A 26,831-nucleotide genomic window follows, 5' to 3' on the forward strand; every position below is an offset into this window, starting at 1 on the left:
CTTCGCCCGTCGGGGCGCCATCCGAATCATCAGCGGCGGGCCGGCCACTCTGCGCGGCACCGCGTCAACGAGCTCAATCGGCTGCTACATCCGCCTTGACGAGTCTGCGGACCTGAACCACGTAAAGGATCCCTGCCCACCAGTAGAGCGTTGTACCCCAACCTGCGAACGCCCATCCGAAAACAGCAGCCAGAGATGCCAGCCAACCACTTCCATCGCTGAGCAGCAACAAGGGGAACGCGTACATCAGGTTGAACGTGGCGGCCTTCCCCAGGAAGTTCACCTGGGGCGGCGGATAGCCATGACGGCGCAGGATTCCCACCATCACGAGGAGCATCAGTTCGCGGGCCAGAAGTGCCGCGGTGAGCCAGAGCGGCAGGATCTCCCGCCAGGTTAGGCCAACGAGGGTCGAAAGAATGTAGAGGCGGTCAGCGGCGGGGTCCAGGAGCCGGCCGAGGCTGCTGATCTGGTTCCACCGGCGAGCGAGCTTACCGTCGAGGTAGTCGCTGACCCCGCTGAGCATCAGCACCAGCAGTGCCCAGCCATCGCTCTTGGGCCCGCCGAACTCGGGGCGAAGAATCAGCCACAGGAAGAGCGGGACCCCGACGAGGCGAGCCATGCTGAGGATGTTGGGGATGGTGAGTACCCGGTCCGTCTGGACCCGAGTCTCCTGGACCTCCACCCGGGGGCCTCCTGTGTGAAGAACGTGCCAATGATGCCCCCTGACCTTACCCTCGGCCACCGACGCCGGGTGCACGGGGGTATCGGAAAAGCTCTTGAACGCGGGAATGCCCCGTGCCACAAGGGCACGGGGCTTTCCCGTAAAAGGAGTTCGGCGGCGTCCTACTCTCCCACAGGGTCCCCCCTGCAGTACCATCGGCGCTGAAAGGCTTAGCTTCCGGGTTCGGAATGTAACCGGGCGTTTCCCTAACGCAATGACCACCGAAACACTATGAAATTAACCAACACCGGAACAACACGGCCGTTCGTTATTTCAGAACAAACACAGTGGACGCGAGCAACTGAGGACAAGCCCTCGGCCTATTAGTACCAGTCAGCTCCACCCGTTACCGGGCTTCCACATCTGGCCTATCAACCCAGTCGTCTACTGGGAGCCTTAACCAATCAAGTTGGTGGGAATACTCATCTCGAAGCAGGCTTCCCGCTTAGATGCTTTCAGCGGTTATCCTTTCCGAACGTAGCCAACCAGCCATGCCCTTGGCAGAACAACTGGCACACCAGAGGTTCGTCCGTCCCGGTCCTCTCGTACTAGGGACAGCCCTTCTCAATATTCCTACGCGCACAGCGGATAGGGACCGAACTGTCTCACGACGTTCTAAACCCAGCTCGCGTACCGCTTTAATGGGCGAACAGCCCAACCCTTGGGACCGACTCCAGCCCCAGGATGCGACGAGCCGACATCGAGGTGCCAAACCATCCCGTCGATATGGACTCTTGGGGAAGATCAGCCTGTTATCCCCGGGGTACCTTTTATCCGTTGAGCGACAGCGCTTCCACAAGCCACTGCCGGATCACTAGTCCCGACTTTCGTCCCTGCTCGACCCGTCGGTCTCACAGTCAAGCTCCCTTGTGCACTTACACTCAACACCTGATTGCCAACCAGGCTGAGGGAACCTTTGGGCGCCTCCGTTACTCTTTAGGAGGCAACCGCCCCAGTTAAACTACCCATCAGACACTGTCCCTGATCCGGATCACGGACCCAGGTTAGACATCCAGCACGACCAGAGTGGTATTTCAACGACGACTCCACAACCACTGGCGTGGCCGCTTCAAAGTCTCCCACCTATCCTACACAAGCCGAACCGAACACCAATATCAAACTATAGTAAAGGTCCCGGGGTCTTTCCGTCCTGCTGCGCGAAACGAGCATCTTTACTCGTAGTGCAATTTCACCGGGCCTATGGTTGAGACAGTCGAGAAGTCGTTACGCCATTCGTGCAGGTCGGAACTTACCCGACAAGGAATTTCGCTACCTTAGGATGGTTATAGTTACCACCGCCGTTTACTGGCGCTTAAGTTCTCAGCTTCGCCGACCCGAAAGTCGGCTAACCGGTCCCCTTAACGTTCCAGCACCGGGCAGGCGTCAGTCCGTATACATCGCCTTACGGCTTCGCACGGACCTGTGTTTTTAGTAAACAGTCGCTTCTCGCTGGTCTCTGCGGCCACCCCCAGCTCGGAGAGCAAGTCTCCTCACCAGTGATGGCCCCCCTTCTCCCGAAGTTACGGGGGCATTTTGCCGAGTTCCTTAACCATAGTTCACCCGAACGCCTCGGTATTCTCTACCTGACTACCTGAGTCGGTTTAGGGTACGGGCCGCCATGAAACTCGCTAGAGGCTTTTCTCGACAGCATAGGATCATCCACTTCACCACAATCGGCTCGGCATCAGGTCTCAGCCTTAACGTGTGACGGATTTACCTACCACACGGCCTACACCCTTACCCCGGGACTACCACCGCCCGGGCTGGACTACCTTCCTGCGTCACCCCATCGCTTACCTAGTACAAGTCTGGTTCGTCGGCTCCACCACTACCCTCAACTCCGAAGAGATCGGGCCGGCTTCACGGACTTAGCATCGCCTGATTCAGTATTGGGCGTTTCAAAGCGGGTACCGGAATATCAACCGGTTGTCCATCGACTACGCCTGTCGGCCTCGCCTTAGGTCCCGACTTACCCTGGGCAGATCAGCTTGACCCAGGAACCCTTAGTCAATCGGCGCACACGTTTCTCACGTGTGTATCGCTACTCATGCCTGCATTCTCACTCGTGAACCGTCCACAACTCGCTTCCGCGGCTGCTTCACCCGGCACACGACGCTCCCCTACCCATCCCAGCAGGCGTTGGCCCTATACGCTGGAATGACACGACTTCGGCGGTACGCTTGAGCCCCGCTACATTGTCGGCGCGGAATCACTTGACCAGTGAGCTATTACGCACTCTTTCAAGGGTGGCTGCTTCTAAGCCAACCTCCTGGTTGTCTCTGCGACTCCACATCCTTTCCCACTTAGCGTACGCTTAGGGGCCTTAGTCGATGCTCTGGGCTGTTTCCCTCTCGACCATGGAGCTTATCCCCCACAGTCTCACTGCCGTGCTCTCACTTACCGGCATTCGGAGTTTGGCTAAGGTCAGTAACCCGGTAGGGCCCATCGCCTATCCAGTGCTCTACCTCCGGCAAGAAACACACGACGCTGCACCTAAATGCATTTCGGGGAGAACCAGCTATCACGGAGTTTGATTGGCCTTTCACCCCTAACCACAGGTCATCCCCCAGGTTTTCAACCCTGGTGGGTTCGGTCCTCCACGAAGTCTTACCTCCGCTTCAACCTGCCCATGGCTAGATCACTCCGCTTCGGGTCTTGAGCGTGCTACTAAAACGCCCTATTCGGACTCGCTTTCGCTACGGCTTCCCCACACGGGTTAACCTCGCAACACACCGCAAACTCGCAGGCTCATTCTTCAAAAGGCACGCAGTCACGACTGCATGTGCAAGCACATACAGCGACGCTCCCACGGCTTGTAGGCACACGGTTTCAGGTACTATTTCACTCCGCTCCCGCGGTACTTTTCACCATTCCCTCACGGTACTATCCGCTATCGGTCACCAGGGAATATTTAGGCTTAGCGGGTGGTCCCGCCAGATTCACACGGGATTTCTCGGGCCCCGTGCTACTTGGGAAATTCTCAAACGAGCCGTTGATGTTTCAGCTACGGGGGTCTTACCCTCTACGCCGGACCTTTCGCATGTCCTTCGCCTACATCAACGGTTTCTGACTCGTCGACCAATCGGCAGATTGATCAAGAGAACTCCCGCAACCCCGCATGCGCAACCCCTGCCGGGTATCACACGCATACGGTTTGGCCTCATCCAGTTTCGCTCGCCACTACTCCCGGAATCACGGTTGTTTTCTCTTCCTGAGGGTACTGAGATGTTTCACTTCCCCTCGTTCCCTCCACACTGCCTATGTGTTCAGCAGCGGGTGACAGCCCATGACGACTGCCGGGTTTCCCCATTCGGACACCCCCGGATCAAAGCTCGGTTGACAGCTCCCCGGGGCCTATCGTGGCCTCCCACGTCCTTCATCGGTTCCTGGTGCCAAGGCATCCACCGTGCGCCCTTAAAAACTTGGCCACAGATGCTCGCGTCCACTGTGCAGTTCTCAAACAACGACCAGCCACCCATCACCCCGCTCCGAAGAACAGGTTCACTGGGGCCGGCAACTGAAGGCGACCTCACGGCCGTACCCTCAGATACCCAACAACGTGCCCGACCCGACCGGTCATCCCCACGTTCCACGCCGAAGCAGTACTAGTGAACAACAACCTGTCGTGCCGAATAGTCAACGTTCCACCCATGAGCAACCACCGTCGAACATTTGCCGACGTAGTGGCCTCTGACCAGGCAAGCCCGGTAAGAAGTGCTCCTTAGAAAGGAGGTGATCCAGCCGCACCTTCCGGTACGGCTACCTTGTTACGACTTCGTCCCAATCGCCAGTCCCACCTTCGACAGCTCCCTCCCACAAGGGGTTGGGCCACCGGCTTCGGGTGTTACCGACTTTCGTGACGTGACGGGCGGTGTGTACAAGGCCCGGGAACGTATTCACCGCAGCAATGCTGATCTGCGATTACTAGCAACTCCGACTTCATGGGGTCGAGTTGCAGACCCCAATCCGAACTGAGACCGGCTTTTTGAGATTCGCTCCGCCTCGCGGCATCGCAGCTCATTGTACCGGCCATTGTAGCACGTGTGCAGCCCAAGACATAAGGGGCATGATGACTTGACGTCGTCCCCACCTTCCTCCGAGTTGACCCCGGCAGTCTCCTGTGAGTCCCCATCACCCCGAAGGGCATGCTGGCAACACAGAACAAGGGTTGCGCTCGTTGCGGGACTTAACCCAACATCTCACGACACGAGCTGACGACAGCCATGCACCACCTGTACACCGACCACAAGGGGGGCACCATCTCTGATGCTTTCCGGTGTATGTCAAGCCTTGGTAAGGTTCTTCGCGTTGCGTCGAATTAAGCCACATGCTCCGCTGCTTGTGCGGGCCCCCGTCAATTCCTTTGAGTTTTAGCCTTGCGGCCGTACTCCCCAGGCGGGGAACTTAATGCGTTAGCTGCGGCACCGACGACGTGGAATGTCGCCAACACCTAGTTCCCAACGTTTACGGCGTGGACTACCAGGGTATCTAATCCTGTTCGCTCCCCACGCTTTCGCTCCTCAGCGTCAGTAATGGCCCAGAGATCCGCCTTCGCCACCGGTGTTCCTCCTGATATCTGCGCATTTCACCGCTACACCAGGAATTCCGATCTCCCCTACCACACTCTAGCCTGCCCGTATCGACTGCAGACCCGGGGTTAAGCCCCGGGCTTTCACAACCGACGCAACAAGCCGCCTACGAGCTCTTTACGCCCAATAATTCCGGACAACGCTTGCGCCCTACGTATTACCGCGGCTGCTGGCACGTAGTTAGCCGGCGCTTCTTCTGCAGGTACCGTCACTTTCGCTTCTTCCCTGCTGAAAGAGGTTTACAACCCGAAGGCCGTCATCCCTCACGCGGCGTCGCTGCATCAGGCTTTCGCCCATTGTGCAATATTCCCCACTGCTGCCTCCCGTAGGAGTCTGGGCCGTGTCTCAGTCCCAGTGTGGCCGGTCGCCCTCTCAGGCCGGCTACCCGTCGTCGCCTTGGTAGGCCATCACCCCACCAACAAGCTGATAGGCCGCGGGCTCATCCTTCACCGCCGGAGCTTTCAACCCCGTCCCATGCGGGACAGAGTGTCATCCGGTATTAGACCCCGTTTCCAGGGCTTGTCCCAGAGTGAAGGGCAGATTGCCCACGTGTTACTCACCCGTTCGCCACTAATCCACCCCGAAGGGCTTCATCGTTCGACTTGCATGTGTTAAGCACGCCGCCAGCGTTCGTCCTGAGCCAGGATCAAACTCTCCGTGAATGTTTTCCCGTAATCGAGACAACACAACACGAGAGCGGAACGATCAGCCGGAATAAGACCGATCGTTCACAGCGTCCTCGCTGTGTAATTGCCTACCGAAACCGTGAGGCCCGGCAGGACTTTCAAAGGAACCACCAACCTGCCGAAGCAGGCCGGGGTATCAACATATCTGGCGTTGACTTTTGGCACGCTGTTGAGTTCTCAAGGAACGGACGCTTCCTTTGTACTCACCCGCAGAACATTCTCTGGGGCTTTCCTCCGGGCTTTCCCTTCGATCTTGCGTTTCCGACTCTATCAGACTCTTTCGTGTCCGATTCCCGGTCGAAGCGGGTTCGCTTTCCAGTTCTTCGCTTTCGCGTTTCCCTTTCCGGCGAGTCCGACTCTATCAGGCCTTTCCATTTCCCTTGACCAGCCCCCACAGGCATGCGGGTGCCGATCCAAGTTAGATTCAGGGCTTAAAAAGTCGCTGCCGACCCCCGACTCGAAGTCGCACTGGGGCCAGGCAGGAATACGACAGTACAGGCAGTTGGGAGTCGAGGCAAATCGTTTCCGGCGCCCTTCTAAGGTCGCGAACCGTCAGGACTCGGCCAGAAACGGGACTTCTTATGACTTACTCTGCTGAACAGCACGCCGTCGTCCGCAAGCCGTGACGGCGCCAATCGAGCTCCACCCCCTGGGAGGTTCCCCATGACCACTGTGACGTCCCCTCTTGCCGGGCGTGCCGTCGGGCTCACCGCGGTACCGGACCCGGTCTTCTCCGGCGCGATGGTGGGGCCCGGAACCGCCATTGATCCCGAGCGCGAGCCGTCCGAAGCCGTAGCGCCGGTCGACGGCATCGTTGTCTCCCTGCACCCGCACGCGTTCGTCGTCGTGGACGATCACGGGCACGGTGTGCTCGTCCACCTCGGCATCGACACCGTTCAGCTCAATGGCGAGGGCTTCGAACTGCTCGTGAACAAGGGGGACACGGTCACCCGAGGTCAGGGCATCGTGCGGTGGGACCCTGCGGGCGTCGAGGCCGCCGGCAAGTCCCCCGTGTGCCCGATCGTCGCGCTGGAAGCCACCGCTGACTCCCTCTCCGATGTCCGCGAGGACGGCGACGTGAAGATGGGCGACACGTTGTTCGGCTGGCAGTGACGGACGCGGCTCGATGACAGCCGACTGGATATCCACCGCGGAGGCATGGACCGCCGCACAACCGGAGGCGGGTGCAATGGAGACAACGCTGCGAGGCGTCGGTGTGAGCCACGGAGTTGCGATCGGCGAGGTTCGTCATATGGGTACGGCGATGCTCGAACCGCCGGCCAAGCAGATCCCTGCCGAGGAGGCGGAGCGCGAACAGGGGCGCGCTCGCCAGGCTGTGGAAGCGGTGGCGGCCGATCTGATCGCGCGCGGCAATCTTGCCGGTGGCGAGGCTCAGCATGTGCTCGAGGCCCAGGCCATGATGGCGCAGGACCCGGAGCTGATTGCTGATGTGGAGCGGCGCATTGCCGTCGGCAGCACCGCCGAACGCGGCGTCTACGACGCGTTCGCCGCCTATCGGGCGCTGCTCGCCAGCGCCGGCGAGTACCTCGCCGGGCGGGTCGCCGACCTCGACGACGTGCGTAACCGGATCGTGGCTCGCCTGCTCGGTGTGCCGATGCCCGGTGTGCCGGACAGCGACGAGCCCTATGTCCTGATCGCCAGGGACCTCGCGCCGGCCGACACGGCGCTGCTCGACCCTGCGCTGGTGCTCGGATTCGTGACCGAGGAGGGCGGGCCCACCAGTCACAGCGCGATTCTGGCGCGTGCGCTCGGTGTGCCCGCTGTGGTGGCGCTCCCCGGGGCCGGTGAGCTGGCCGAGGGCACCGTCGTCGCGGTGGACGGCAGCACCGGTGAGATCTTTGTCGAGCCCAGCGCCGAGAAGCGTGCGGAGATGGAGCGTGCCGCTGCGGCGCGCAAGGCCGCGCTGTCCGCTTCGACCGGTCCGGGTGCGACCTCCGACGGTCACAAGGTCCCGCTGCTCGCGAATGTGGGCGGGCCCGGTGATGTGCCGGCTGCCGTCGAGGCCGGCGCGGAAGGCGTGGGACTGTTCCGTACCGAGTTCCTGTTTCTGGACGACAGCAAGCAGGCGCCGTCCGAAGAGAAGCAGGTCGCGGCGTACCGGGCGGTGCTCGAAGCGTTCCCTGAGGGACGTGTCGTGGTGCGGGTGCTGGATGCCGGCGCAGACAAGCCGCTCGACTTCCTGACGCCGACGGACGAGCCCAACCCGGCACTGGGTGTGCGTGGGCTGCGGAGCCTCCTGGATCACCCCGAGGTGCTGCGGACCCAGCTCACCGCGCTGGCGAAGGCTGCCGAAGGTCTGCCCGTCCACCTCGAGGTCATGGCTCCGATGGTGGCGGACCGTGCGGACGCAAAGGCCTTCGCCGATGCCTGTCGTGCGGCCGGGCTGGCGGCGAAGTTCGGTGCGATGGTGGAGATTCCGTCCGCGGCTCTGCGCGCGCGCTCGATCCTGCGGGAGGTTGAGTTCCTTTCGCTGGGCACGAATGACCTGGCGCAGTACACCTTTGCCGCCGACCGTCAGGTGGGTGCGGTGTCGCGGCTGCAGGATCCTTGGCAGCCTGCGCTGCTCGACCTCGTAGCGCTGTCTGCGGAGGCGGCCAGGGCCGACGGCAAGAGCTGTGGTGTCTGTGGTGAAGCCGCCTCCGATCCGCTGCTTGCCTGTGTCCTGACGGGGTTGGGTGTGACGTCGTTGTCGATGGGCGCCGCGTCCATCCCCTACGTCCGCGCCACCCTGGCGAAGTACACGCTCGCGCAGTGCGAGCGGGCCGCTTCCGCCGCTCGTGCGGCCGACTCCGCCGAAGAGGCGCGGGTAGCGGCGCAGGCGGTGCTGTCGGGCGAATAGCCCCGATGTGTCTGTGGTGAAGGGGCTCTCTGCCGATGCCGACAGGGAGCCCCTTCGGCCTGTCAGTGGTGCGACTCCGGTTCGTCCGCGCCAAGGTCGAAGCCCGCGCAGTACTCCACGTGTGACTCCGGGGAGACGGGTTCGCCGGTGTCGGCATCGGTGCAGTAGGCGCTGAAGACCTCGCCGGCGGTGAGCGGGACCAGGTTGCCGCGGGCCAGCCGCCAGCCGTGGACCCTGTCCTGGGTGCCGGGGTTGCTCGTGCGGAGTACGACTCCCCCGGGCTTTTCGAGGGCGATACCGACGGCGAGCACCGTGACGAACTCGGCTCCTTCCGCTGATTCGAGGCGAGCGGGCCCCGTGGTGTCGCGCTCGGTGTGCAGGACGGCGAGCAGGTGCTCGTTCTCGGTGGGGGTGCTGCAGACGAGGTGGTGGGTGCCCGGGCCGGCCGTCCCCAGCATGCGCAGCAGGAGGTGGGAAGCCCGGTCGAAGGCGGCGCGGCCGACGTCCTGACCGCAGTCCGCGCAGGCTCCGAGGTCGGCCAGGGTCATCGTGGCGTACTCCCAGGTGGCCCGGCGGACGGCTCGGCCGACCAGAAGCGGGATCAGGGTGTCGATGGGTTGGCCGGTGTACGCGACTGTGGCGCCGGCCGAGGCGATTTCGGCGGTGAAGCGGCTACGACTGGCGGGAGCATCGGCAGCGATTCCGGACTCGGTGCAGAACTCCGCGTACTCCTCCGGGTCGAAGAGGGCGACCGTGGCGTGCATGCCCTGTGCGGCGAGGGCCTTCAGCAGGCCCTCCACCTGCTGGAGATAGATGGTGTGGTCGTCGAAGGTGAAGGTGCGATAGCGCCGCATCGCCGCGAAGTCCTGCTCGTCGGCCAGGAGGCCGATGGTGCTGGGTGCTTCGCGGCGCAGCGTGCGTCGCATGGATGTGCCGGACCGGAGGTACCCGCTGGTCCTGCTGGTCTTGTCGTGCTTGGTGTTCCTGGTCTGCGCCATGACTCCCCCAGTGCGCTGTCGATCATTGCTCACTCAGAGTAATCAAGAGCACTGACAACGCGGCCGGTCAGTGACGCTTGCGGGCGAGGTCCTCGTAGAAGTGGAGGAGTTCGAGGTTGTCGATCGAGCCGGGGTTGACCGCCTTGGCCAGGGCTGTGCCTTGCAGGAGGCGCTTGACCGGAACCTCGATGCGCTTGCCGGTGAGCGTGTGCGGAATGCCCGGGACCTCGATGATCTCGTCCGGGACATGGCGCGGGGAGAGGTTCTCCCGGATGGTCCGCTTGATGCTGTCGCGCAGGTCGTCGTCGAGCGCGGCGCCGTCGGCGAGGTGGACGAAGAGCGGCATCCAGTAGCCGCCGTCGGGCTCTTCGATGCCGATGACGAGGGATTCGCGGACTTCGGGGAGTCGTTCGACGGCTTCGTAGATGTCGGCGGAGCCCATCCGTACACCCTGGCGGTTGAGGGTGGAGTCGGAGCGGCCGTGGATGACGACCGAGCCGTGTTCGGTGATCGTGATCCAGTCGCCGTGGCGCCAGACGCCGGGGTACATGTCGAAGTAGCTGTCGTGGTAGCGGCTGCCGTCGGGGTCGTTCCAGAAGCGGATCGGCATGGAGGGCAGGGGTGCGGTGACGACGAGTTCACCGACCTCGCCGATGAGGGGCTTGCCTGCGGGGTCCCAGGACTGGAGGTCCGTGCCGAGGCACGGGGCCTGGAGCTCGCCGATGTGCACGGGGAGGGTGGGGACCGCGCCGGCGAAGCAGCTGCAGACGTCGGTGCCGCCGCTGACGGAGGCGATCCACAGGTTGTCGTCCACCTCGTCGTGGAGCCAGCGGAATCCGTCGGGCGGGAGCGGGGAGCCGGTGGTGGCGACGCATTGGACGCGGGAGAGGTCGAAGTCGCGGCCCGGGTGGACGCCGGCCTTGCGGCAGGCCATGACGTAGGCGGCGGAGGTGCCGAAGAGGGTCGCTCCGGTCTGTTCGGCGACGCGCCACTGGGCGCTGACGTCCGGGTAGCCGGGGCTTCCGTCGTACAGCACGAGTGTGGTCCCGGTGAGCAGGCCGGAGACGAGGAAGTTCCACATCATCCAGCCGGTGGAGGTGTACCAGAAGAACCGGTCGTCGGGGCCGAGGTCGCAGTGCAGGCCGATCTGCTTGAAGTGTTCGAGCAGAATGCCGCCCTGGGACTGGACGATCGCCTTGGGGAGTCCGGTCGTACCGGAGGAGTAGAGCACCCACAGCGGATGGTCGAAGGGGACCTGTTCGAAGAGGGGCTCGGTGTCGGCGGACGTGAGGGCGGACCAGTCGAGGGTGCCCTCCGGGGCCTCGGTGCCCAGCAGCGGTATGTGGACGACGGCGCGCAGGGTGGGGAGTTCGCGGCGCAGCTCGGCGACCGTGTCGGTGCGGTCGTGTTCCTTGCCGCCGTAGCGGTAGCCGTCGACGGTGAAGAGGACGACGGGTTCGACCTGTTGGAAGCGGTCGAGGACGCTGCGGGCGCCGAAGTCGGGGGCGCAGGAGGTCCAGACGCCGCCGACGGCCGCGGTGGCGAGGAAGGCGATGACGGCCTGGGGGATGTTGGGGACGTAGGCGCTGACGCGGTCGCCCGGTGTGACGCCGAGCGCGCGGAGCTCGGCGGCGAGCGATCCGACCCTGCGGCGGAGTTCGGACCAGGAAATGGGGGCCTGGGTGTGGGTCTCGTCGACGTGGATCAGGGCGGGGGCGTCCGCGCGCAGAGGGTCCTCGGCAGTGCGCAGGGCGTGTTCGGCGTAGTTGAGGGTGGCGCTGGGGAACCACTGGGCGCCGGGCATGGTGCGGTCGCCGATGACGGCTTCGTACGGGGTGGAGAACCGTACGTCGAACCAGTCGGCGACGGCCTGCCAGAAGGTGTCGAGCTCGTCGACCGACCAGCGGTGCAGCGCCGGGTAGCCGCCTTCGGCCGGTGCTCCGTACCGCTCTGCCGCCCAGTTCTGGAAGCGGGTGACGGCCGCGGCCGCGATGCGGTCGGGGCCGGGCTGCCAGAGGGGGGCTTCGTTGGCTGCTGCGGTCATGGCGGCTCCCTGACTGTACGGGTACGCGGGGTGGGCGTGGGACGCGCGCACACGTGCTGGGGTGTGCGCGTGAGGCGGCTTTTACGGACGATGCCATGTGATCGTCTTTCGCACCAGGGTTCACCACCCATGGTCGCGTGTCCGGACATGTGGTCCGGCCACGGGTGAACGGAAGTTGAACGCGGCCCGCACCCGTCCTGTCGGGTGGCAGGGTGAGCTGCATGGACGGTCGTGACCTGGTGCGCTTGGTGAAGTTGGTCGGTTCGGTGCGGGGGCTGCGCACGGTGCGCTCCTCCCGGCGGCGCCGGAATGCGGACGCGCGGGCGCTGCCCCGGCGCGGTGCGGAGCGGGCGAGAGTGCCGGGCCTCGTGGTGGGGGCGGAGCCGGGGCCGGGTGGCGGTGTGGTGCGGTTCGCGCGTTCGGAGTTGCGGATCCGGGTGGCGGTGGGTGGGGCGGTGTTCTGGGGCTGGGACGGGGCGGAGCCGTTGCCCTCGTACGCGCTGGCAGGTGCGGGCCCCGAGCCGGATCCGCGGGCCGGGCTGGAACCGGACAAGGACGGCGGCTGGCAGGTCGTCTCGGAGCGGCTGACCCTTGCGGTGTCGAGGCACGGGGCCGTGGAACTACGTACTCCGGGCGGGGTGGTGCTCCGGCGCGAGTTGCCGCCGCGCTGGTGGGAGCCGGTCGCGGGTGGTGGTGCCCGGTGGGTGCAGCGGTCCGAGGTGCCGGCGGATGCCCGGTTCTTCGGGCTCGGCGGGCGGGCGTCCGGACCGCGGCTGCGGGACGGTGTGTACCGGCTGTGGAACACGGATCCTGGTGGGAGTTTCGGGCCGGGTGACGATCCGCTGTATCTGACGATGCCGGTGCAGCTGGTGATCTCCGACGCGGGGACGCATCTGGTGTTCCACGACAACTCCTGGTCGGGGCGGGTGACGCTGCGCGAGGGCGCGGAGGGCGCGGGATCCGGGCATGACCGTCCGGGAATGTGCGAGATGCGGATGGACGGCGGGCCGCTGCGCTGCTGGGTGATGGCCGGCACGCCGGCGCGCGTACTGCAGAGCTGGACGACGCTCACGGGTGCGCCCGCGCTCCCGCCGTCCTGGGCGCTGGGTCCGCAGCATGCCCGTTGGGGCTTCGGGAGCGAACGGGAGGTGCGGCGGGTGGTCGCCGGGTACCGGGAGCGGGGGCTGCCGTTGTCCGTGCTGCATCTGGACATCGACCACTACGACGCGCATCGGGTGTTCACCGTGGACCGCGAGCGCTTTCCCGATCTGCCGGGACTGGCGAAGGAGCTGCGGGAGGACGGGGTGCGGCTGGTGTCGATCGTCGATCCCGCGGTGAAGGCGGAGCCGGGGAACGCGGTGTTCGACTCGGGCAGGGCGGTCGGGGGCGACGGGGCGTTCGTCCGGGACGCACGGGGGCGGGTGGTGCGCGGGGAGGTGTGGCCGGGTGAGTGCGTGTATCCGGACTTCACCGATCCGCACGTGCGTGAGTGGTGGGGCGGGCTGTACGAGGAGCGGCTTGCGCAGGGGTTCTCCGGTGTGTGGCACGACATGAACGAGCCGGTGTCGTTCGCGGCGTTCGGGGAGCCGACGTTGCCTCGGTCGGCGCGGCACTGTCTGGAGGGCCGCGGGGGTGATCACCGCGAGGCCCACAACGTGTACGGGCTCGCCATGGCGCGTGCGGGGTACGAGGGGCTGCGCCGGCTGCGGCCGGAGGAACGTCCGTTTCTGTTCTCGCGTTCCGGTTGGGCGGGGATGCAGCGGTACGGGGGTACCTGGTCCGGTGATGTGGAGACCAGTTGGTCCGGGCTGCGGGCCTCCCTGGCACTGGTGCTGGGGCTGGGGCTGTGCGGGGTTCCGTATTCGGGCCCGGATGTGGGCGGGTTCGGCGGGTCGCCGTCGCCCGAGCTGTATCTGCGGTGGTTCCAGCTGGGTGCGTATCTGCCGCTGTTCCGTACCCATGCGGCGATCGACGCGGGGCGCCGGGAGCCGTGGGAGTTCGGGCCGCGGGTGCTGGAACACGCGCGGGCCGCGTTGGAGGAGCGGGAGCGGCTGCGCCCGTACTTCGTGGCCCTGGCGCAGCTGGCCCGGCTGACGGGTGCACCGTACGTGCGACCGCTCTGGTGGGGTGCGCCCGGTGAGCGGGCGTTGCGGGACTGTGAGGACGCGTTCCTGCTGGGGGACGCTCTGCTGGTGGCGCCGGTGCTGGAGCCCGGTGTGGACCGCCGGGCGGTGCGGTTGCCGCGGGGGCGTTGGTACGACACGGCGACGGGTGAGGTGTACGAGGGGCCGGGTCAGGTGCTGCTCGACGCTCCGTTGTCGCGGGTGCCCGTGCTGGCGCGGGCGGGTTCGGTGCTGCCCGTGCGGAGCGCGGACGGCGGTGTGGAGCTGGAGGTGTGGGCTCCGGCGGCGGGGCACAGTGGGGGCGGTCTTGTGGTCCGGGACGTGGGTGACGGCTGGGAGCGGGCGGAGGTCGAGCGGTATACGTCGCGCCTGGTGGACGGGACCGTTGCGGTGGAGCGGGAGGGTGAGGGGCCGGTCAACGGCACCGTGCGCGTGCGGGGGTTGTAGGACGTGGCGGGGCCCGGCCAGTCAGTGGTAGCCGCCTTCGAACCACGTGCGGACGGCCCGGGTGTGCAGGGGGAAGGCGAGCTCGGTGGGTGCCCGGAGCAGATGGAAGCCGGAGGTCTCACTGGTGGGCGCGGAGGGCGGGAGTACGCCGGCGGGGCGTTCGGGAAGCAGTCCGAAGAGGAGCAGATGGCCGTCCGGGGCACTGAGGGCGTCGGCGAGACGGACGTCCTCCTCGTCGGCTTCGATACCGGTCTCCTCGCGCAGTTCACGTACGACTGCGTGTTTCCAGTCCTCGTCGTGGTCGATGAAGCCGCCGGGGAGGGCGAGACCGCCGCGGCAGGGCGGGATGGTGCGGGTGATGACGACGAGTCCGGTGCCGTCCGGGTCGGTGACGGGGAGCAGGGCCACGGCGACCGGCAGCGGGTTGCGGTAGGCCGTGTCGCCGCAGACGGCACAGGTGCGGGGCCAGGCGGCGGGGGACGTCGACGCGGCGTACGGTGTTCCGCAGCTGCCGCAGTGGGAGTCCCTGGCCGGCTTCTCGGGGTTGCTCGTGGATGCGGACACGCGCGGACTGTATCCGATCGCCTGCCGGGCTCCCCGCACTCCATGGATTATGTGCCCATGACAGGTCTCGCTTCCGCTTTCCGTGTCCTGGCCGCCGCTGCCGCCGCCCTGCTCGCCGTCACCGCCACCGCCCCCGTGGCGCAGGCGAGGCCCGAGCCGAAGGCTCCCGAGGAGTTCGTCGCGCTGCGCTCGGTGGATCCGACGATCATTCAGGAGATGCGCTACCCCACCGCACACAACTTCATGGGCGTTCCGGTGGACGGATATCGCCAGCCGCTCTGCATCCTGACCCGGCCCACAGCCCTGGCCCTGCACCGGGCGCAGACCCGGCTCCTGGAGCAGGGTTACTCGCTGAAGGTGTACGACTGCTACCGGCCGCAGCGGGCGGTCGACCACTTCGTGCGGTGGGCGAAGGATCTCGACGACGAGACGATGAAGGGAGAGTTCTATCCCCGCGTCGACAAGACCCGGCTGTTCGCGGACGGTTACATCGCGGAGAAGTCCGGACACAGCCGCGGCAGCACGGTGGACCTGACGTTGGTGAGACGGCCCGCCGCGCCCACCGGGCCGTATCCGCCGGGCCGGCAGCAGGTGCCCTGTTACGCGCCCCAGGCCGAGCGCTTCCCGGACAACTCCGTGGACATGGGGACGGGATACGACTGCTTCGACACGCTCTCCCACACGGATGACCCGCGTATCCAGGGAACCCAGCGTGCCAATCGGCAGTTCCTGAAGAAGACGCTCACCGACGCCGGCTTCGTGAATCTGGCCGAGGAATGGTGGCACTACACCTTCAAGCCCGAGCTGTTCCCGGACACCTTCTTCGACTTCCCAGTGGCCAGGAGGTCCGTCGCGGGGCACTGAGACGAGCGCGGAGAAGGAGCGGCCGGGACCACCCCCGTGGGTTCCGGCCGCCCGTTCTCCCTCTCGGACGCGGATCGGCCGTTTCCGGTTGCCGCCCGTGCCATTACGGTGCCCGTATGCCACAACAGACATTCGATTCCTACGAAGAGTTCTGGCCCTACTACGTCGCGATGCACTCCAGGGCAGCGACCCGCTGGGTCCATCTGACCGGCACCCTCACCGGGCTCGCGGTCACCGCGTACGGCCTGGCGCGGGGACGCAAGAGGTACGCGGCCGCGTTGCCGCTGATCGGGTACGGGACCGCTTGGCCCGCACACTTCCTGATCGAGAGGAACAATCCGGCCACCTTCGGACATCCCGCCTGGTCGCTGCGGGGCGACGTACAGATGATCCGGATGATGCTGACGGGCCGCGACCGGGAGCTGGCGGAGACCGCCGCCAAGTGGCTCGCCGACAACCGCTGACCGTTGCTGTCAGCAGCCTTGACGGACCGTCATGCCGGGTGAAAAATCCTTGCTCGGTCAGGCAGAGACGCGCGGCCCGTACCCCGGTCGGCGGGGGTGCGGGCCGCGCTGCTGCGCTGTCGTCGTCGTACGGGCCGTCACGTCGTGGCGGGCTCGCGGGGGTGCTCGGCGCGGGCCAGCGCATGCTCGACGACCGTCACCAGCACGTCCCGCGCGGAAGAGCGGTCGCGTGCGTCGCACATGACGACCGGAACCTCGGGGTCGAGGTCCAGTGCCGCCTGCACCGTCTCGGTGGCGAACTTGCCCGCTCCCTCGAAGCAGTTGACGGCGACGGCGAACGGAATCGCGCGGCGCTCGAAGTAGTCGACCGCCGCGAAGCAGTCCTGCAGCCGCCGGGTGTCCGCGAGCACGACCGCGCCCAGCGCTCCCTGAGCCAGTTCGTCCCACAGGAACCAGAAACGGTCCTGCCCCGGGGTGCCGAAGAGATACAGCACCAGGTCCTCGCGCAGGGTGATCCGGCCGAAGTCCATGGCCACGGTGGTGGTGGTCTTCGCCTCCACGCCCGCCAGGTCGTCCACCGGACGGCCCGCCTCGCTGAGTCTCTCCTCCGTACGCAGCGGCCTGATCTCACTGACCGCACCGACCAGAGTCGTCTTGCCCGCTCCGAAGCCGCCCGCCACCAGGATTTTCAGGGTAACGGGCTCAACGGGCCGCCTGTTGCGGTTAGAGCGCCCGAAGGCCATTGATCACCTCGCGAAGAATGTTCACGTCCGGCAGCTCCGCCGGCGGAACGGGACGGGTTACGTGCACCAGCTCGTCCTCGACGAGATCCCCGACCAGCACTCGGACCACCCCTACGGGGAGGTCCAGGCCTGCCGCGAGCTCGGCGATCGACTGGGGCATGTCACTGCAGAGTTCAACGATCTCCACATGTTCCGGGGAGAGCGTCTGGTCCCGGCCGGGGTCGTCGGCCGCGGGTTCGGGGACGACGAGCGCGATCAGGTCGAGCCGATGACGGGAGGCGCTGCTGGTACGGCCCCGGGTCATCGCGTACGGACGGACCACGGGCCCCGCATCGGCGTCGTACCAGCGCGATGCCTGCGGGCCCGTGGACGTGGCCGGAGATCTGGAGGAGTCAGCGCTCATGCCGTCCACTCACCTCCCGGCGGCCGATCCGGTCGTCCGGGGAGCGTTGGCCAGGTGGGCACCGACGCGCTTGACCATCAGCGTCATCTCGTACGCCACCTGGCCTACGTCGGAGTCGGCATCGGCCAGGACGGCCAGGCAGCTGCCGTCACCGGCCGCCGTGACAAAGAGGAACGCCTCGTCGAGTTCGACGACGGTCTGGCGGACTCTGCCCGCGTCGAAGTGGCGTCCCACTCCCTTGGCGAGGCTGTGGAATCCCGAGGCGACAGCTGCCAGATGCTCACTGTCCTCGCGCGTCAGGCCCTCGGACGTACCGGTGGCGAGGCCGTCGCTGGAGAGCACCAGCGCTTTGTGAATGCTGGCGACGCGCTCCACGAGCTCGTCGAGCAGCCAATTCAGCCTGCTGGGGTCCTGGCGTACGGCGTCGAGTGCTGCGGCGTTCGGTGCGGTCATCGACCGTCCCCTCCCGGAGTGGTTCCTTGTGCTGTGTCACCGTGGCCGGTCACGTCCTCGGCGTTCTGCCGCCGGCCACGCTGCCAGCCACGTTGGAGCGAAGCCATACGACTGCGTACCTCGTCCGCATCGCGTTCGAAGTCCTGGTCCGGTTCCGAACGGGACGGCTCCGCATAGCGGCCACCGGAGACTTCACGAAGCTGCGGGGCGAGGCTCGCCTGCCGGATGCGCCGGGGCAGGCCGCCCACTGTCTCGGGGGCCACGCCCGGGGCTGCCGTTAGCGCGGGTTCGTCGGGCGTGACGGACTCTGGCGCGGGGGCGGGGCCGGCGGGTTTCCGGAAGCCGGCGGGCTCCCGGGGTTCGATGGGTTGCCGCGGCTCGGTGGGCCCTCCGGTGCCGGCGGCCGAGGGTCTGATCCCGGCATCTGTGGCGGGAGCCTCGGGACCGGGTGAGCTGTCGTGCTCGGCGGCCGCCGGGTGGGCGCGGCCCGCCTCGTCGACCCGGCGGCCGTTGTCGGTGACCAGAGTCGGCGGCTTGCGGCGGGGCAGCGGCACCGGGCCGCCCGGGCGCATCACCCGTACCTCGGCCTCGGGCCGGCCCGCCTGGTCGGATGCCTGCTGGTGCTGTTCGCGGTCACCGTCGCACCGGAGGTCGCGGGCCCGGAAGATGCCGCCGCGTTCGCTCTCGGTGTCGTCGATGTCGGACGCACCGCCCAGCAGGGGTTCCAGAAGAGGATCGAGCACGGGGTCGTTCTCGAAGCCCAGCGCTTCCACGGGTCCTTCGAGCTCCACGGGCCCGTCCAGGAGGGCCGGGTCCACGTGAGCGGCGGGAACGGGGGCGAGGCCGGAGTGCCTGCCGGTGGCCCGGCGGTCCGACACGCCGTCCCTGCGGTCCTTGTCTCTGCCCGGTCCCTGACCGGCCGCCTTTCCACGGCTGCCGATCGCCTTCTCGGACCGGCGGTCGAGGCGAAATCCGGCGCCGTGGGTGTCCGGGGCGTCGGTGAGCAGCGCCGCCGGGATGAAGACGACAGCGGTCGTACCACCGTACGGAGAGGTCTGCAGCGAGACCCGGACGTTCTGCCGCTGGGCGAGGCGGCTGACCACGAAGAGACCGAGCCGGTCGGTGTCGGAGAGCTCGAACTCGGGAGTTTCGGCGAGCCTCAGATTGGCATCGAGAAGGACATCGGGGGCCATGCCGAGGCCTCGGTCGTGGATTTCGAGCGTGAAGCCGTTGGCGACGCGTTCGCCGAGCACCTGGACCGCGGTGTGCGGGGGTGAGAACACCGTGGCGTTCTCCAGGAGTTCGGCGATCAGATGGGTGAGGTCGGCGACGGCGGGTCCGCCCACACCGAAGCGGGGCAGTCTGCGGACCTCGATCCGCTCGTAGTCCTCGACCTCGGCGACCGCTGCCCGGACCACGTCCATCAGCTGGATCGGCTTGCGCCACTGACGGGACGGCGCGGCGCCGGAGAGGATCACCAGCCCCTCGGCATGGCGTCGCATGCGAGTGGTGAGGTGGTCGAGGCGGAAGAGGTCCGCGAGTTCATCGGTGTCCTCGGTGCGGCGCTCCATGGTGTCCAGGAGCGTCAGCTGCCGGTGCAGCAGCACCTGGTTGCGGCGGGCGAGATTGACGAAGACCTCGGACACACCGCGTCGCATGTCCGCCTGCTTGACCGCGGCTTCGACGGCGGCCCGTTGCAGAGTGTTGAGTGCCTGACCGACCTGGCCGATCTCGTCCCGTTCGTACTGGAGGTGCGGTGCCTCGGTCTCGACGTCGACCTGTTCACCGGCGGCCAGGCGACGCATCACGCTCGGCAGCCGTACACCCGAGACCTCATGGGCGTCCTTGCGGAGCCGGGAGAGGTCACGGATGAGCTCGCGGCCGATGCGTACGGAGACGAACACCGAGGCGAGCAGGGCGAGGAAGCCGAGGACGCCCGCGATACCGGCCTTGATCAGGACGCTGTAGCCGGCCGGCTTGCCGCGGTCCTGGAACCGGTTGTTCATCTCGGTGGAGTCGTTGGCCAGCCGGTTCAGGACGGACGGGGCCACCTCCTGCCAGCGCTCGGCGTCGACCGCCCGCGGATCCTGGGTGGGACCGCCGTTGATGAGCGTGCTCTCCGCGGTGCGCAGCCCTTCGCTGTCCGGGCTCGCCCAGAACTGCTCCACGCGTTGACGCTCCGACGAGGGAAGCATCTCGCCATTGATCCCGTAGAGCAGCTTGCGATTGGCCACGAGGTCGGAGATCTGGCGCAGTTCGGAAGCGGTGAGCCGGCCGGCGACGAGCGCCGAGGCGACCAGGGCGTCTTCGCGGGAGAGCATTTCACGGGCTCGTGAGATGCCGACCAGCGCGCGGACCTGCTTGTCCATCGACACGTTCTCCATCGTGCGGAGACCGGTCAGAAAGCGGTAACAGGGGTCTATGAGACGGTTGTAGAACTCCATCGCCTTCAGTCGGTCGATGGTGCGATTCTCGACCGACTCGCGGAGCGCGCCAAGACCCTCGACCGAGCCGAGAACCGAGTTCAGCTGTGTTTCGTCCTCGGGCCGCAGTGCGTCACGAATGTCCTTCTGCCGTGCACTGTCCTGGACATCCGCCACGACGCGGTCGGTGGCCGCTCTTTGGCGCTGCAGGAGCGGAAGGGCATTGGACGCCCTCGGGTCGGCAAGAAAGACCAGGGTCTGACGGCGCTCGTCCTGAATGGCGCGGACGGTGTCCTCCAGAGGATGGCCGACCTTCTCCACGATGGTGCTCGCGCTCATCAGGTGGCTCGCCTCACGCCCCGTCAAGAAAGTGGCGAATCCCCAGAGTCCGGTGAGGGAGACGAGCGGCACCAGCAGCAGCGCCACGATCTTCCTGCGGATGGACTTCCCGCGAAAGCGCATGGCCTCCCCCAGACCGACCCCTCGGGCCGGGGGTCGTGTTCCGTCAACAAACGGCGTGAGCCTACTACTGACAGCAAGGCAACTCGAAGGGGTGTCCGGGACGTTTTTCAGCCTCACTCCCCGGTGTCGATCAGGAGGTGTACGGGTATTCCGGGCCATGAAATTCGCGAAATCGGCAGAAGGCTCCTGTCAGCGCGTCGCACTGTCCCGGAGGGCAGTTGGCTGGAATTCTTCGTTCAATGACGGTTCGAGGGAATCTTCTCGGCCGGTCACTCGTCTCTCTGTACGGGGCAGGGGGAACCCGGGAGTGCTGAGGGCAGGATGGTCCGATCCGCCCGCGTAGAAGCGGCGCATGCCGGGCAGCAACCCTGAAGTCGGACAGCGGTGGGGAGTTGAGAGTCCTTGGTTACGGAAGAGCGTCGGAGCCGGGTGTCGTCGGCACCGGTCGCGGCGGCGGCCTCGGCGGCGACCGGCGGTGCGGAGATCCCGCATCAGGAGCGTCGGCAGCTCTGGGTGGAAGAGCCCGCGACACGTCGGCGGATGCCGGACCCGGTCCGTACGGCTGCCGTGCGTGCCGTGCTCATCATGTCGCTGACGATCATCCAGGCCATGGTGGCATTCCTGTGCACGCTGACGGAGTCCTGGCTGTCCTTTCCGCTGATGCTGAGCAGTGTGGGCAGCACGGTGGTCGCGACCTGGTCGGTGCTGGATGTCTGGGTCACCCGGCAGGTCTGGAATCAGCGCAACGGTGTGGTGTCCGTGCCGAGCAGTTCGGCGCGGCAGTTGCGCCGCGAGCGGCGTAGAGCACAGCGGGCGGCGCGGTCCGCGCAGCGGGACGATGCACGGATACGCCGCCGGGGCGCGGGCGGCCTCTCACGGGCCTGAGCGGCGCGGGGGCGGAACAGTGCCCGGCCCGTCCGGTGCCGGGTCCACGCGGTGCCCGGCCCGTCCGGTGCCGGGTCCACGCGGTGCCCGGCCCGTCCGGTGCCGGGTCCACGCGGTGCCCGGCCCGTCCGGTGCCGGACGGGATCGGGTCCGTCGGGTGGTCGGGCCGGGTTCGGGGCTCTCGTCCCGGCCGTTTGTGCCCGGATGCCCGTCGTTACTCGCCGGGCGAGTTCGGGGAGGGTGTCCGCGCGGTGTCGGGCGGTGTCGTGGAGCGCTTGAACATGCGGGTGGCGGTGATCTCGCCGTGCACCGTCTCGCCGTTCGGGTCCTGCTGCGGAAGCCCGGGGCGAAGGTGCTCCTCCACGCTGATGTACTTCAGCCCGGCCCGCAGGTCCGCGTCATTGCGCAACCGGATCACCAGCGGGAATTCGGCGAGCGCCGTCGTGTCGAACAGCCCGGTCGTGTAGAGCAGCTGCACACCGAGGGCGTCCGACACCGCACGCTGGAGTTCCAGCAGATAGGTGGCGTTGGCTCGACCGATGGGGTTGTCCAGGAAGAGCGTGCCCGCGTGCCGGTGCTGGTGCCGGTCACGGCCCCGGTCGTTGCTGCGCAGTGCGGCCATCGTGCAGTACAGGGCGATGGCGGCGGTGAGCAGCTGGCCACCGGAGAAGACGTCGCCCATCTGTCCGACCGGGACGCGCTCGGCGCGGAGCACCGCGTCCGGCTTGAGGATCTCCACGGCGATGCCCTTGGGCTCCAGCGCCGCCTGCACACCGCGCAGCAGAAGGGACATGCCGTCCCTGCGCAGATCGGAGTTCTTCTTCAGCGCGGCACGGGTGGCCTCGTCGACGACCTCGCCGAGCCGCTCGATGAGCGTCGCCTGGTCGGGTTCCTCGAAGCGGATCCGGAGGAACTCCTGGCCGGACCACTCCCCCAGTCCTTCGGGGAGCTGGGAGAGCCGCTGGGCGGAGCGCAGGGTGGTGAGCGCGGACTCCACAAGGCCGCGAAGCCGGTCGACGATGGAGTCGCGGTTGCGCTCCAGCTGGACCAGTTCGTCGGTGAGGACCCGAAGGCGGGGCGCGAAGGCGGCGGCCCACTTCTCGGCGTGCTCGGGCAGCGCGGCGGCCGGCAGCTCGCGGATCTGTTGGCGGGCGGGGGTGCGGACCTGCTCGTAGCGGGTGGAGTTGGCGTGCCGTACGAGGACGTCGCTCGCTTCCCGTACGGCGCTTTCGGCCGCGGACAGGTCGGCGGCGCAGCCACGCAGTGAACGGCGGGCCTCGGCGGCGGACTGCCGGGCCTCGTCGAGGCTGCCCGGGTACGGCTCGGGGGCCTCGGTGTCGTCGTCCGCGCCGTGGTCCCTGAGAAGGTCGCGCAGAAGTGCCGCGGTCTCGTCGAAGCCGCCCGCCGAGTCCTCGGCGGTGCGGTGGGCGTGCAGCAGCTCGGCGTGGGCTGCGCGGGCGGTGTCCAGGGTCGCGGTGGCGGAGGCCAGTTCGGCCGTGGCGGTACGCAGGAGGGTCTGGGCCTGCTCGGCGTCGGCCGGGACCAGCTCGTCCGGGAGTTCGGTGTGGTGGGTCTCGCCGTCCACCGGGGACAGGCGCTCGGCCTCGCCGCGCAGCCGGCCCAGCTGCTCGCTCGCGGTGGAGGCCCTGGTCTCCAGAAGCTGGACCAGGGACTCGGCGCGGGCGGCGGCCGCCTGCCGGGACGGACCGTCGGCGCCGTCCGTGCCTTCGAGGAGATGGGCGGCGCGGGTGCGGACCTTGTTGGTGAGTCGGTCCAGCTCGGCGAGAGCGGCGCTCTCGTCGCTCTCCGCGCGGGCCTGTTCGGCGCGCAGGTCCGCGCCGACACCCACCTTCTCGTACAGCTGGGACGCGGCCCGGTAGGCCTCCCGCAGCGCCGGGAGCGCGGGGCGCGGGGTGTCCGTCCCGGGCTCCGGGAGGTGCTCGGGCGCGCCCGCGATCTCGGCTCGTTCGGCGCGCAGGGCGCGGGCCGTGCGCCGGGCGTCGTCCGCGGCGCGCTGGGCGGCCCGGCGGTCCTCGTCAGCGGCACGGGCCCGTTCCAGGCAGACGGTGGCGCGGGCCTCCGACTCGGCTGCTTCGTCGATCAGTTCGCGCAGCTTCGCCTGCCAGCCCGCCCGTTCGCGGAGCCGGAAGGCGAGGCCCGCGAGCGCGTCGGCGGCGCGACGGGCGCGCTGAGCGGCCTCCTGGCGTTCGTCGCGGACACGGGCGGTGTCCGAGGCGGCCTCGTCGGCCTCGGCGCGCACGGTACGGGCTTCGGCGAGCGTGGCCTCCGCGGTCTCGGCGGCCGTTCGGGCGGTACGGGCGGCCTCGGCGAGTTCGGCGAGCATGCCGGGCGGGCAGTCGGCGCGCCACGAACCGATGCGGGCTGCGAGGGAGCGGTCGGACGTGAGACGGGCCGCGAGGGCTCGGATGTCCTCGTCGCGGGCGGCGGCCCTGGTCCTGAGTGCCTGCCGCTCCTCGTCGGCGGCGTGTTCGTCGTGCATCGCCGGGTTCGGCGGGACGAGGAACACCCCTTCCGTGCTCGTGGCCGAGCCGGTGGTGGGGACGGGTGCCAGCAGCGCGGCGGCGGTGCCCACGGCGACGGCAGAGCGCGGCAGCAGGGCGGCGCCGCTCAGGACCTCGCGGGCGCGGGCGTGCGAATCGGGGTCGGTGATGACCACGCCGTCGACCAGTTCGGGACGGGCGGCGAGTACGGACGCGTGGTCGGCGGGGTCGACGGTCTGGGCGAGGTAGCGCCAGCCGGGCAGGGCCGGGATGCCGTGTTCGCCGAGGTACTCGACGGTGGCGAGGACGTCGGGGCCGGGCGGCAGCAGTCCGCCGTCACCGAGCGCGCCGAGGATGCGGGAGTCGTCGGCGGCCGCGGTGCGCAGTTCGAAGAGGCGGCGTTCGGCGGAGGCGACGCCCTGGTCGAGCAGCTCCCGCAGCTCGTCGGCGCTCCGGTCGAGCTCCTCGGCGGTGAGCGGCTGTTCGCGGGCGGCCTGCTGTTCGGCCGTGACGGTGTGCGTGATGCCGGACGTGGACCGGCCTGGTTGACCTGCCCGGCCGCCCTGGCCCGCGTGGTCGCCCTGGCCTGGCTGACCGGCGTGGTCCTGGTGCCGGTCCTGGTGGTCCGCGCCGTGTGGGGCGTCGGCGTCCGTCTCCGGGCCGGCCGCACCGCGGCGGGGCCTGGGAACGCCGGTGCCCTGCGCGGAGGGCAGGCCGAGCAGGTCGGCCAGACGCTGGTCGGCGGCGATCGACTCGGCGGCCCTGAGCTCGGCCTCGTACGACTGTTCCGCCGCCTGTGCTGCATCGGCGGCGCGCGCCGCCGCCAGTTCGGCGCGGCTCTCGGCGGCGGTCGCATCCCTGGCCAGGTCGGCTGCCGAACGGGCGGCCTCCCTCGCGGTGTCCCAGACGGCGACGGCGGACTGCTCGGCGTCGCTCGCGGCGAGGGCCGCGCGGGCCGGATCGGCGTCCGGCGCGGTGTTCTCGAGCCAGCCGGCCCGTACCGCCTCCGCAGTCTCCTGCTCGACCTCGGCGAGGCGCTGGCGCAGGTGTCCGGCCTCGCTACGGGCGCGCTGGGCCTCGGTCGCGGCGGTGGTGGCGTCGCGGTGGGCGGTCTCGCCCGCCGTCTGGAGCGTGTCGGAACGCTCCTCCTCCTCGTTGGCCAGCGTCTCACCGGCCTCCGCCGCGGTGTGCAGGGCGCGTACGAGATCGGCGGCGGCCTCGGCACGGGCGGCGAGCGCGGGCGCGGCGTCCCGCTCGGCCTCGCGAATGGCGACGGCGACCCGTGCGGAACGGTCGGCGGCTGCGCGGTGGCGCAGTACGGCCTCGGCGGCCTGCCAGGCGGAGTACAGGGTGCGGGCATCGCTCAGTTCGCGGCGCTGGGCTGCGGCGCCCTTCTCCGCCGCGGTCAGGGCCAGGGAGGCGTGCCGGTAGGCCAGTTCGGCCGCGATCAGGGCGCTGCGGCTGCGGGCCTGTTCGGCGGTGGTGACGGTGTGGGCCGCGCCCGTGACCTGCTGGGCCAGTTCGGCGGCCCGGCCGCGCTCCTGGCCGGCGCGGGCGGAGAGCCTGCGGGCGAGCGTGCGGGTGCGGCGCTCGGACCCCGCGTGGATGTCTCGGGCGCGGGACCGGGTGCCGGTGGCCTCGACGATCCGGCCGAGCAGATCGACCGAGCCCGCGGTGAAGTCGCGCTCCGCGGTCAGTTCGGCGCGGCGGCCCAGCTTGTTGCCGAAGCCGCTCACCAGGTCGGCGAGGCCGTCCGTGTCCCGGGTGTCGGTGACGGCGCGGAGCAGCAGGTCGGTGAAGTCGGAGTCCTTCTTGACCGCGAAGAGGCCCGCTGCCTCGCCCTCGTCGGCGTTCATCTCGCGCTGGTAGCGGAAGAGTTCGGGGTCGAGACCGAGGTCTCCGAGGTGCTCGTTCCAGCGGTCGTGGATCTCTTCCCAGTGCACATCGAGGTGCTGGTAGAACTTGCCCGCCTCGGTCAGGGCGTCGCGGAAGCCCTTCATCGTGCGCCGTCGGCCCTGCGCGCCGGAGACGCCTTCGACCGGGCGGTGCACGGAAGTGGCCTCGGCGACCGGCAGGGAGTCCAGGCTGAGTCCGGGACCGGGGCGGAAGGAGTACCAGGCCTCGGCGAACTTCCGCGGGTCGTTGGAGACCTGGCGTCCACGCCACTCGCTCACCTTGCCGACGACCACGCACTCGCCGGTGAGGGTGTGCTGCCATTCCAGGGCGACATGCCCGCAGTCGTCGGCGAGGAGGAACTTGCGCAGTACGCCGGAGCTCGCACCGCCGAGGGTATTGCGGTGGCCGGGCAGCATCACCGAGAAGATCAGCTTCAGCAGCACCGACTTGCCGCCGCCGTTCTCCAGGAAGAGCACCCCGGCGGGGGCGGGGCGGCGCGGCGGGCCGACCGGCTCCTCCTCGAAGAACTCCGCCTGGGCCGGCGCGGGATGGGGCACGGGCTCGCCCACTCCGCGCAGGTCGAGCACGGTGTCGGCGTAGCGCGCACCGGCCGGCCCGATGGAGTAGAGGCGGATCCGGGACAGCTCGTACATGGCGGCGGACTCTCGTCGTTCAGGCAGCGGGGGAGACGGCGGTGGTGGGGAG

The 26,831-nt window shown here is 67.9% G+C and carries 15 protein-coding genes and 3 rRNA genes; 6 read left to right on the plus strand and 12 right to left on the minus strand.

Translation table 11 applies throughout. The annotated features are described in order from the left end of the window. Positions 1–73: 73 nt before the first annotated feature. The 4 genes from OG936_RS03675 to OG936_RS03690 all read right to left on the minus strand — a co-directional run bounded on the left by OG936_RS03675 (position 74) and on the right by OG936_RS03690 (position 5,972). Complete coding sequence (locus tag OG936_RS03675) at positions 74–682, minus strand: CDP-alcohol phosphatidyltransferase family protein (RefSeq protein WP_266744946.1); 609 nt, start codon at positions 680–682, stop codon at positions 74–76. A gap of 148 nt (positions 683–830) precedes the next feature. Then, positions 831–947 (minus strand): 5S ribosomal RNA (gene rrf / locus OG936_RS03680). Between the two features lie 77 nt (positions 948–1,024). Next, positions 1,025–4,149: ribosomal RNA gene (locus OG936_RS03685) — 23S ribosomal RNA — on the minus strand. A gap of 297 nt (positions 4,150–4,446) precedes the next feature. Further along, positions 4,447–5,972, minus strand: a 16S ribosomal RNA gene (locus tag OG936_RS03690). Together the 16S, 23S and 5S rRNA genes form the textbook arrangement of a ribosomal RNA operon. Before the next feature lie 687 nt (positions 5,973–6,659). Here OG936_RS03690 and OG936_RS03695 point away from each other — a divergent pair. Together OG936_RS03695 and ptsP are read left to right on the plus strand one after the other, a co-directional pair. Further along, positions 6,660–7,109 (plus strand): PTS glucose transporter subunit IIA, encoded by a 450-nt coding sequence (locus OG936_RS03695; protein ID WP_406492501.1) that lies wholly within the window; start codon positions 6,660–6,662, stop codon positions 7,107–7,109. Between the two features lie 76 nt (positions 7,110–7,185). Continuing rightward, entirely contained in the window at positions 7,186–8,856 is a 1,671-nt protein-coding gene (gene ptsP, locus OG936_RS03700) for a phosphoenolpyruvate--protein phosphotransferase (RefSeq protein ID WP_406492503.1), read from the plus strand. 62 nt (positions 8,857–8,918) lie between these two features. Here the strand turns inward: ptsP and OG936_RS03705 are convergent, their stop codons facing one another. After that, a complete protein-coding gene (locus tag OG936_RS03705) occupies positions 8,919–9,854 on the minus strand; it encodes a hypothetical protein (RefSeq protein ID WP_406492505.1) in 936 nt (311 codons plus the stop codon). Positions 9,855–9,921: 67 nt separating this feature from the next. Continuing rightward, positions 9,922–11,898: an acetoacetate--CoA ligase gene (locus tag OG936_RS03710; RefSeq protein WP_406492507.1), complete on the minus strand. Its 1,977-nt coding sequence runs from the start codon at positions 11,896–11,898 to the stop codon at positions 9,922–9,924. A gap of 221 nt (positions 11,899–12,119) precedes the next feature. Here OG936_RS03710 and OG936_RS03715 point away from each other — a divergent pair, with 221 nt between their 5' ends. Next, positions 12,120–14,468, plus strand: coding sequence for a glycoside hydrolase family 31 protein (locus OG936_RS03715; protein WP_406492509.1), 2,349 nt, complete (start codon positions 12,120–12,122; stop codon positions 14,466–14,468). 21 nt (positions 14,469–14,489) lie between these two features. On the opposite strand, the gene OG936_RS03720 is transcribed toward OG936_RS03715, so the two are convergent. Continuing rightward, the gene (locus OG936_RS03720; RefSeq protein ID WP_406492511.1) at positions 14,490–15,032 is read right to left on the minus strand and encodes an NUDIX domain-containing protein; all 543 of its coding nucleotides are present in this window, start codon (positions 15,030–15,032) and stop codon (positions 14,490–14,492) included. A gap of 57 nt (positions 15,033–15,089) precedes the next feature. On the opposite strand from OG936_RS03720, the gene OG936_RS03725 reads away from it, so the two are divergent. Both OG936_RS03725 and OG936_RS03730 read left to right on the plus strand, forming a co-directional pair. Then, entirely contained in the window at positions 15,090–15,896 is an 807-nt protein-coding gene (locus OG936_RS03725) for a M15 family metallopeptidase (RefSeq protein ID WP_406492513.1), read from the plus strand. Between the two features lie 116 nt (positions 15,897–16,012). Continuing rightward, positions 16,013–16,360, plus strand: a complete 348-nt coding sequence (locus OG936_RS03730) for an Mpo1-like protein (RefSeq protein WP_406492515.1) — start codon at positions 16,013–16,015, stop codon at positions 16,358–16,360. A gap of 137 nt (positions 16,361–16,497) precedes the next feature. Here OG936_RS03730 and OG936_RS03735 read toward each other — a convergent pair whose 3' ends face one another. The 4 genes from OG936_RS03735 to OG936_RS03750 are packed head-to-tail and all read right to left on the minus strand — an operon-like array spanning position 16,498 to position 20,844. Then, positions 16,498–17,103, minus strand: a complete 606-nt coding sequence (locus tag OG936_RS03735) for a GTP-binding protein (RefSeq protein ID WP_406492517.1) — start codon at positions 17,101–17,103, stop codon at positions 16,498–16,500. Beyond that, positions 17,084–17,506 carry a DUF742 domain-containing protein gene (locus OG936_RS03740; RefSeq protein ID WP_406492519.1) on the minus strand — a complete coding sequence of 141 codons (423 nt, stop codon included), beginning with the start codon at positions 17,504–17,506 and terminating at the stop codon, positions 17,084–17,086. Before OG936_RS03740 ends, OG936_RS03735 begins: the two co-directional genes overlap by 20 nt. 9 nt (positions 17,507–17,515) lie before the next feature. Next, positions 17,516–17,959, minus strand: coding sequence for a roadblock/LC7 domain-containing protein (locus OG936_RS03745; protein ID WP_406492521.1), 444 nt, complete (start codon positions 17,957–17,959; stop codon positions 17,516–17,518). Beyond that, a complete protein-coding gene (locus tag OG936_RS03750; RefSeq protein ID WP_406492523.1) occupies positions 17,956–20,844 on the minus strand; it encodes a nitrate- and nitrite sensing domain-containing protein in 2,889 nt (962 codons plus the stop codon). Before OG936_RS03750 ends, OG936_RS03745 begins: the two co-directional genes overlap by 4 nt. Before the next feature lie 429 nt (positions 20,845–21,273). Here OG936_RS03750 and OG936_RS03755 point away from each other — a divergent pair, with 429 nt between their 5' ends. Further along, complete coding sequence (locus OG936_RS03755; protein WP_406492525.1) at positions 21,274–21,729, plus strand: hypothetical protein; 456 nt, start codon at positions 21,274–21,276, stop codon at positions 21,727–21,729. 214 nt (positions 21,730–21,943) lie between these two features. On the opposite strand, the gene OG936_RS03760 is transcribed toward OG936_RS03755, so the two are convergent. After that, complete coding sequence (locus OG936_RS03760) at positions 21,944–26,779, minus strand: hypothetical protein (RefSeq protein ID WP_406492527.1); 4,836 nt, start codon at positions 26,777–26,779, stop codon at positions 21,944–21,946. Positions 26,780–26,831: the final 52 nt, after the last annotated feature.

Source organism: Streptomyces sp. NBC_00846 (genome assembly GCF_045207325.1).
GTDB lineage: Bacteria > Actinomycetota > Actinomycetes > Streptomycetales > Streptomycetaceae > Streptomyces.

Bases quoted from the DNA above. Each gene is read 5' to 3' on its own strand.
- OG936_RS03740 (WP_406492519.1), bottom strand. From the start codon at position 17,506: ATGAGCGCTGACTCCTCCAGATCTCCGGCCACGTCCACGGGCCCGCAG.
- OG936_RS03715 (WP_406492509.1), top strand. From the start codon at position 12,120: ATGGACGGTCGTGACCTGGTGCGCTTGGTGAAGTTGGTCGGTTCGGTG.
- OG936_RS03750 (WP_406492523.1), bottom strand. From the start codon at position 20,844: ATGCGCTTTCGCGGGAAGTCCATCCGCAGGAAGATCGTGGCGCTGCTG.
- OG936_RS03710 (WP_406492507.1), bottom strand. From the start codon at position 11,898: ATGACCGCAGCAGCCAACGAAGCCCCCCTCTGGCAGCCCGGCCCCGAC.
- OG936_RS03705 (WP_406492505.1), bottom strand. From the start codon at position 9,854: ATGGCGCAGACCAGGAACACCAAGCACGACAAGACCAGCAGGACCAGC.
- OG936_RS03745 (WP_406492521.1), bottom strand. From the start codon at position 17,959: ATGACCGCACCGAACGCCGCAGCACTCGACGCCGTACGCCAGGACCCC.
- OG936_RS03760 (WP_406492527.1), bottom strand. From the start codon at position 26,779: ATGTACGAGCTGTCCCGGATCCGCCTCTACTCCATCGGGCCGGCCGGT.
- OG936_RS03725 (WP_406492513.1), top strand. From the start codon at position 15,090: ATGACAGGTCTCGCTTCCGCTTTCCGTGTCCTGGCCGCCGCTGCCGCC.
- OG936_RS03730 (WP_406492515.1), top strand. From the start codon at position 16,013: ATGCCACAACAGACATTCGATTCCTACGAAGAGTTCTGGCCCTACTAC.
- OG936_RS03735 (WP_406492517.1), bottom strand. From the start codon at position 17,103: ATGGCCTTCGGGCGCTCTAACCGCAACAGGCGGCCCGTTGAGCCCGTT.
- OG936_RS03695 (WP_406492501.1), top strand. From the start codon at position 6,660: ATGACCACTGTGACGTCCCCTCTTGCCGGGCGTGCCGTCGGGCTCACC.
- ptsP (WP_406492503.1), top strand. From the start codon at position 7,186: ATGGAGACAACGCTGCGAGGCGTCGGTGTGAGCCACGGAGTTGCGATC.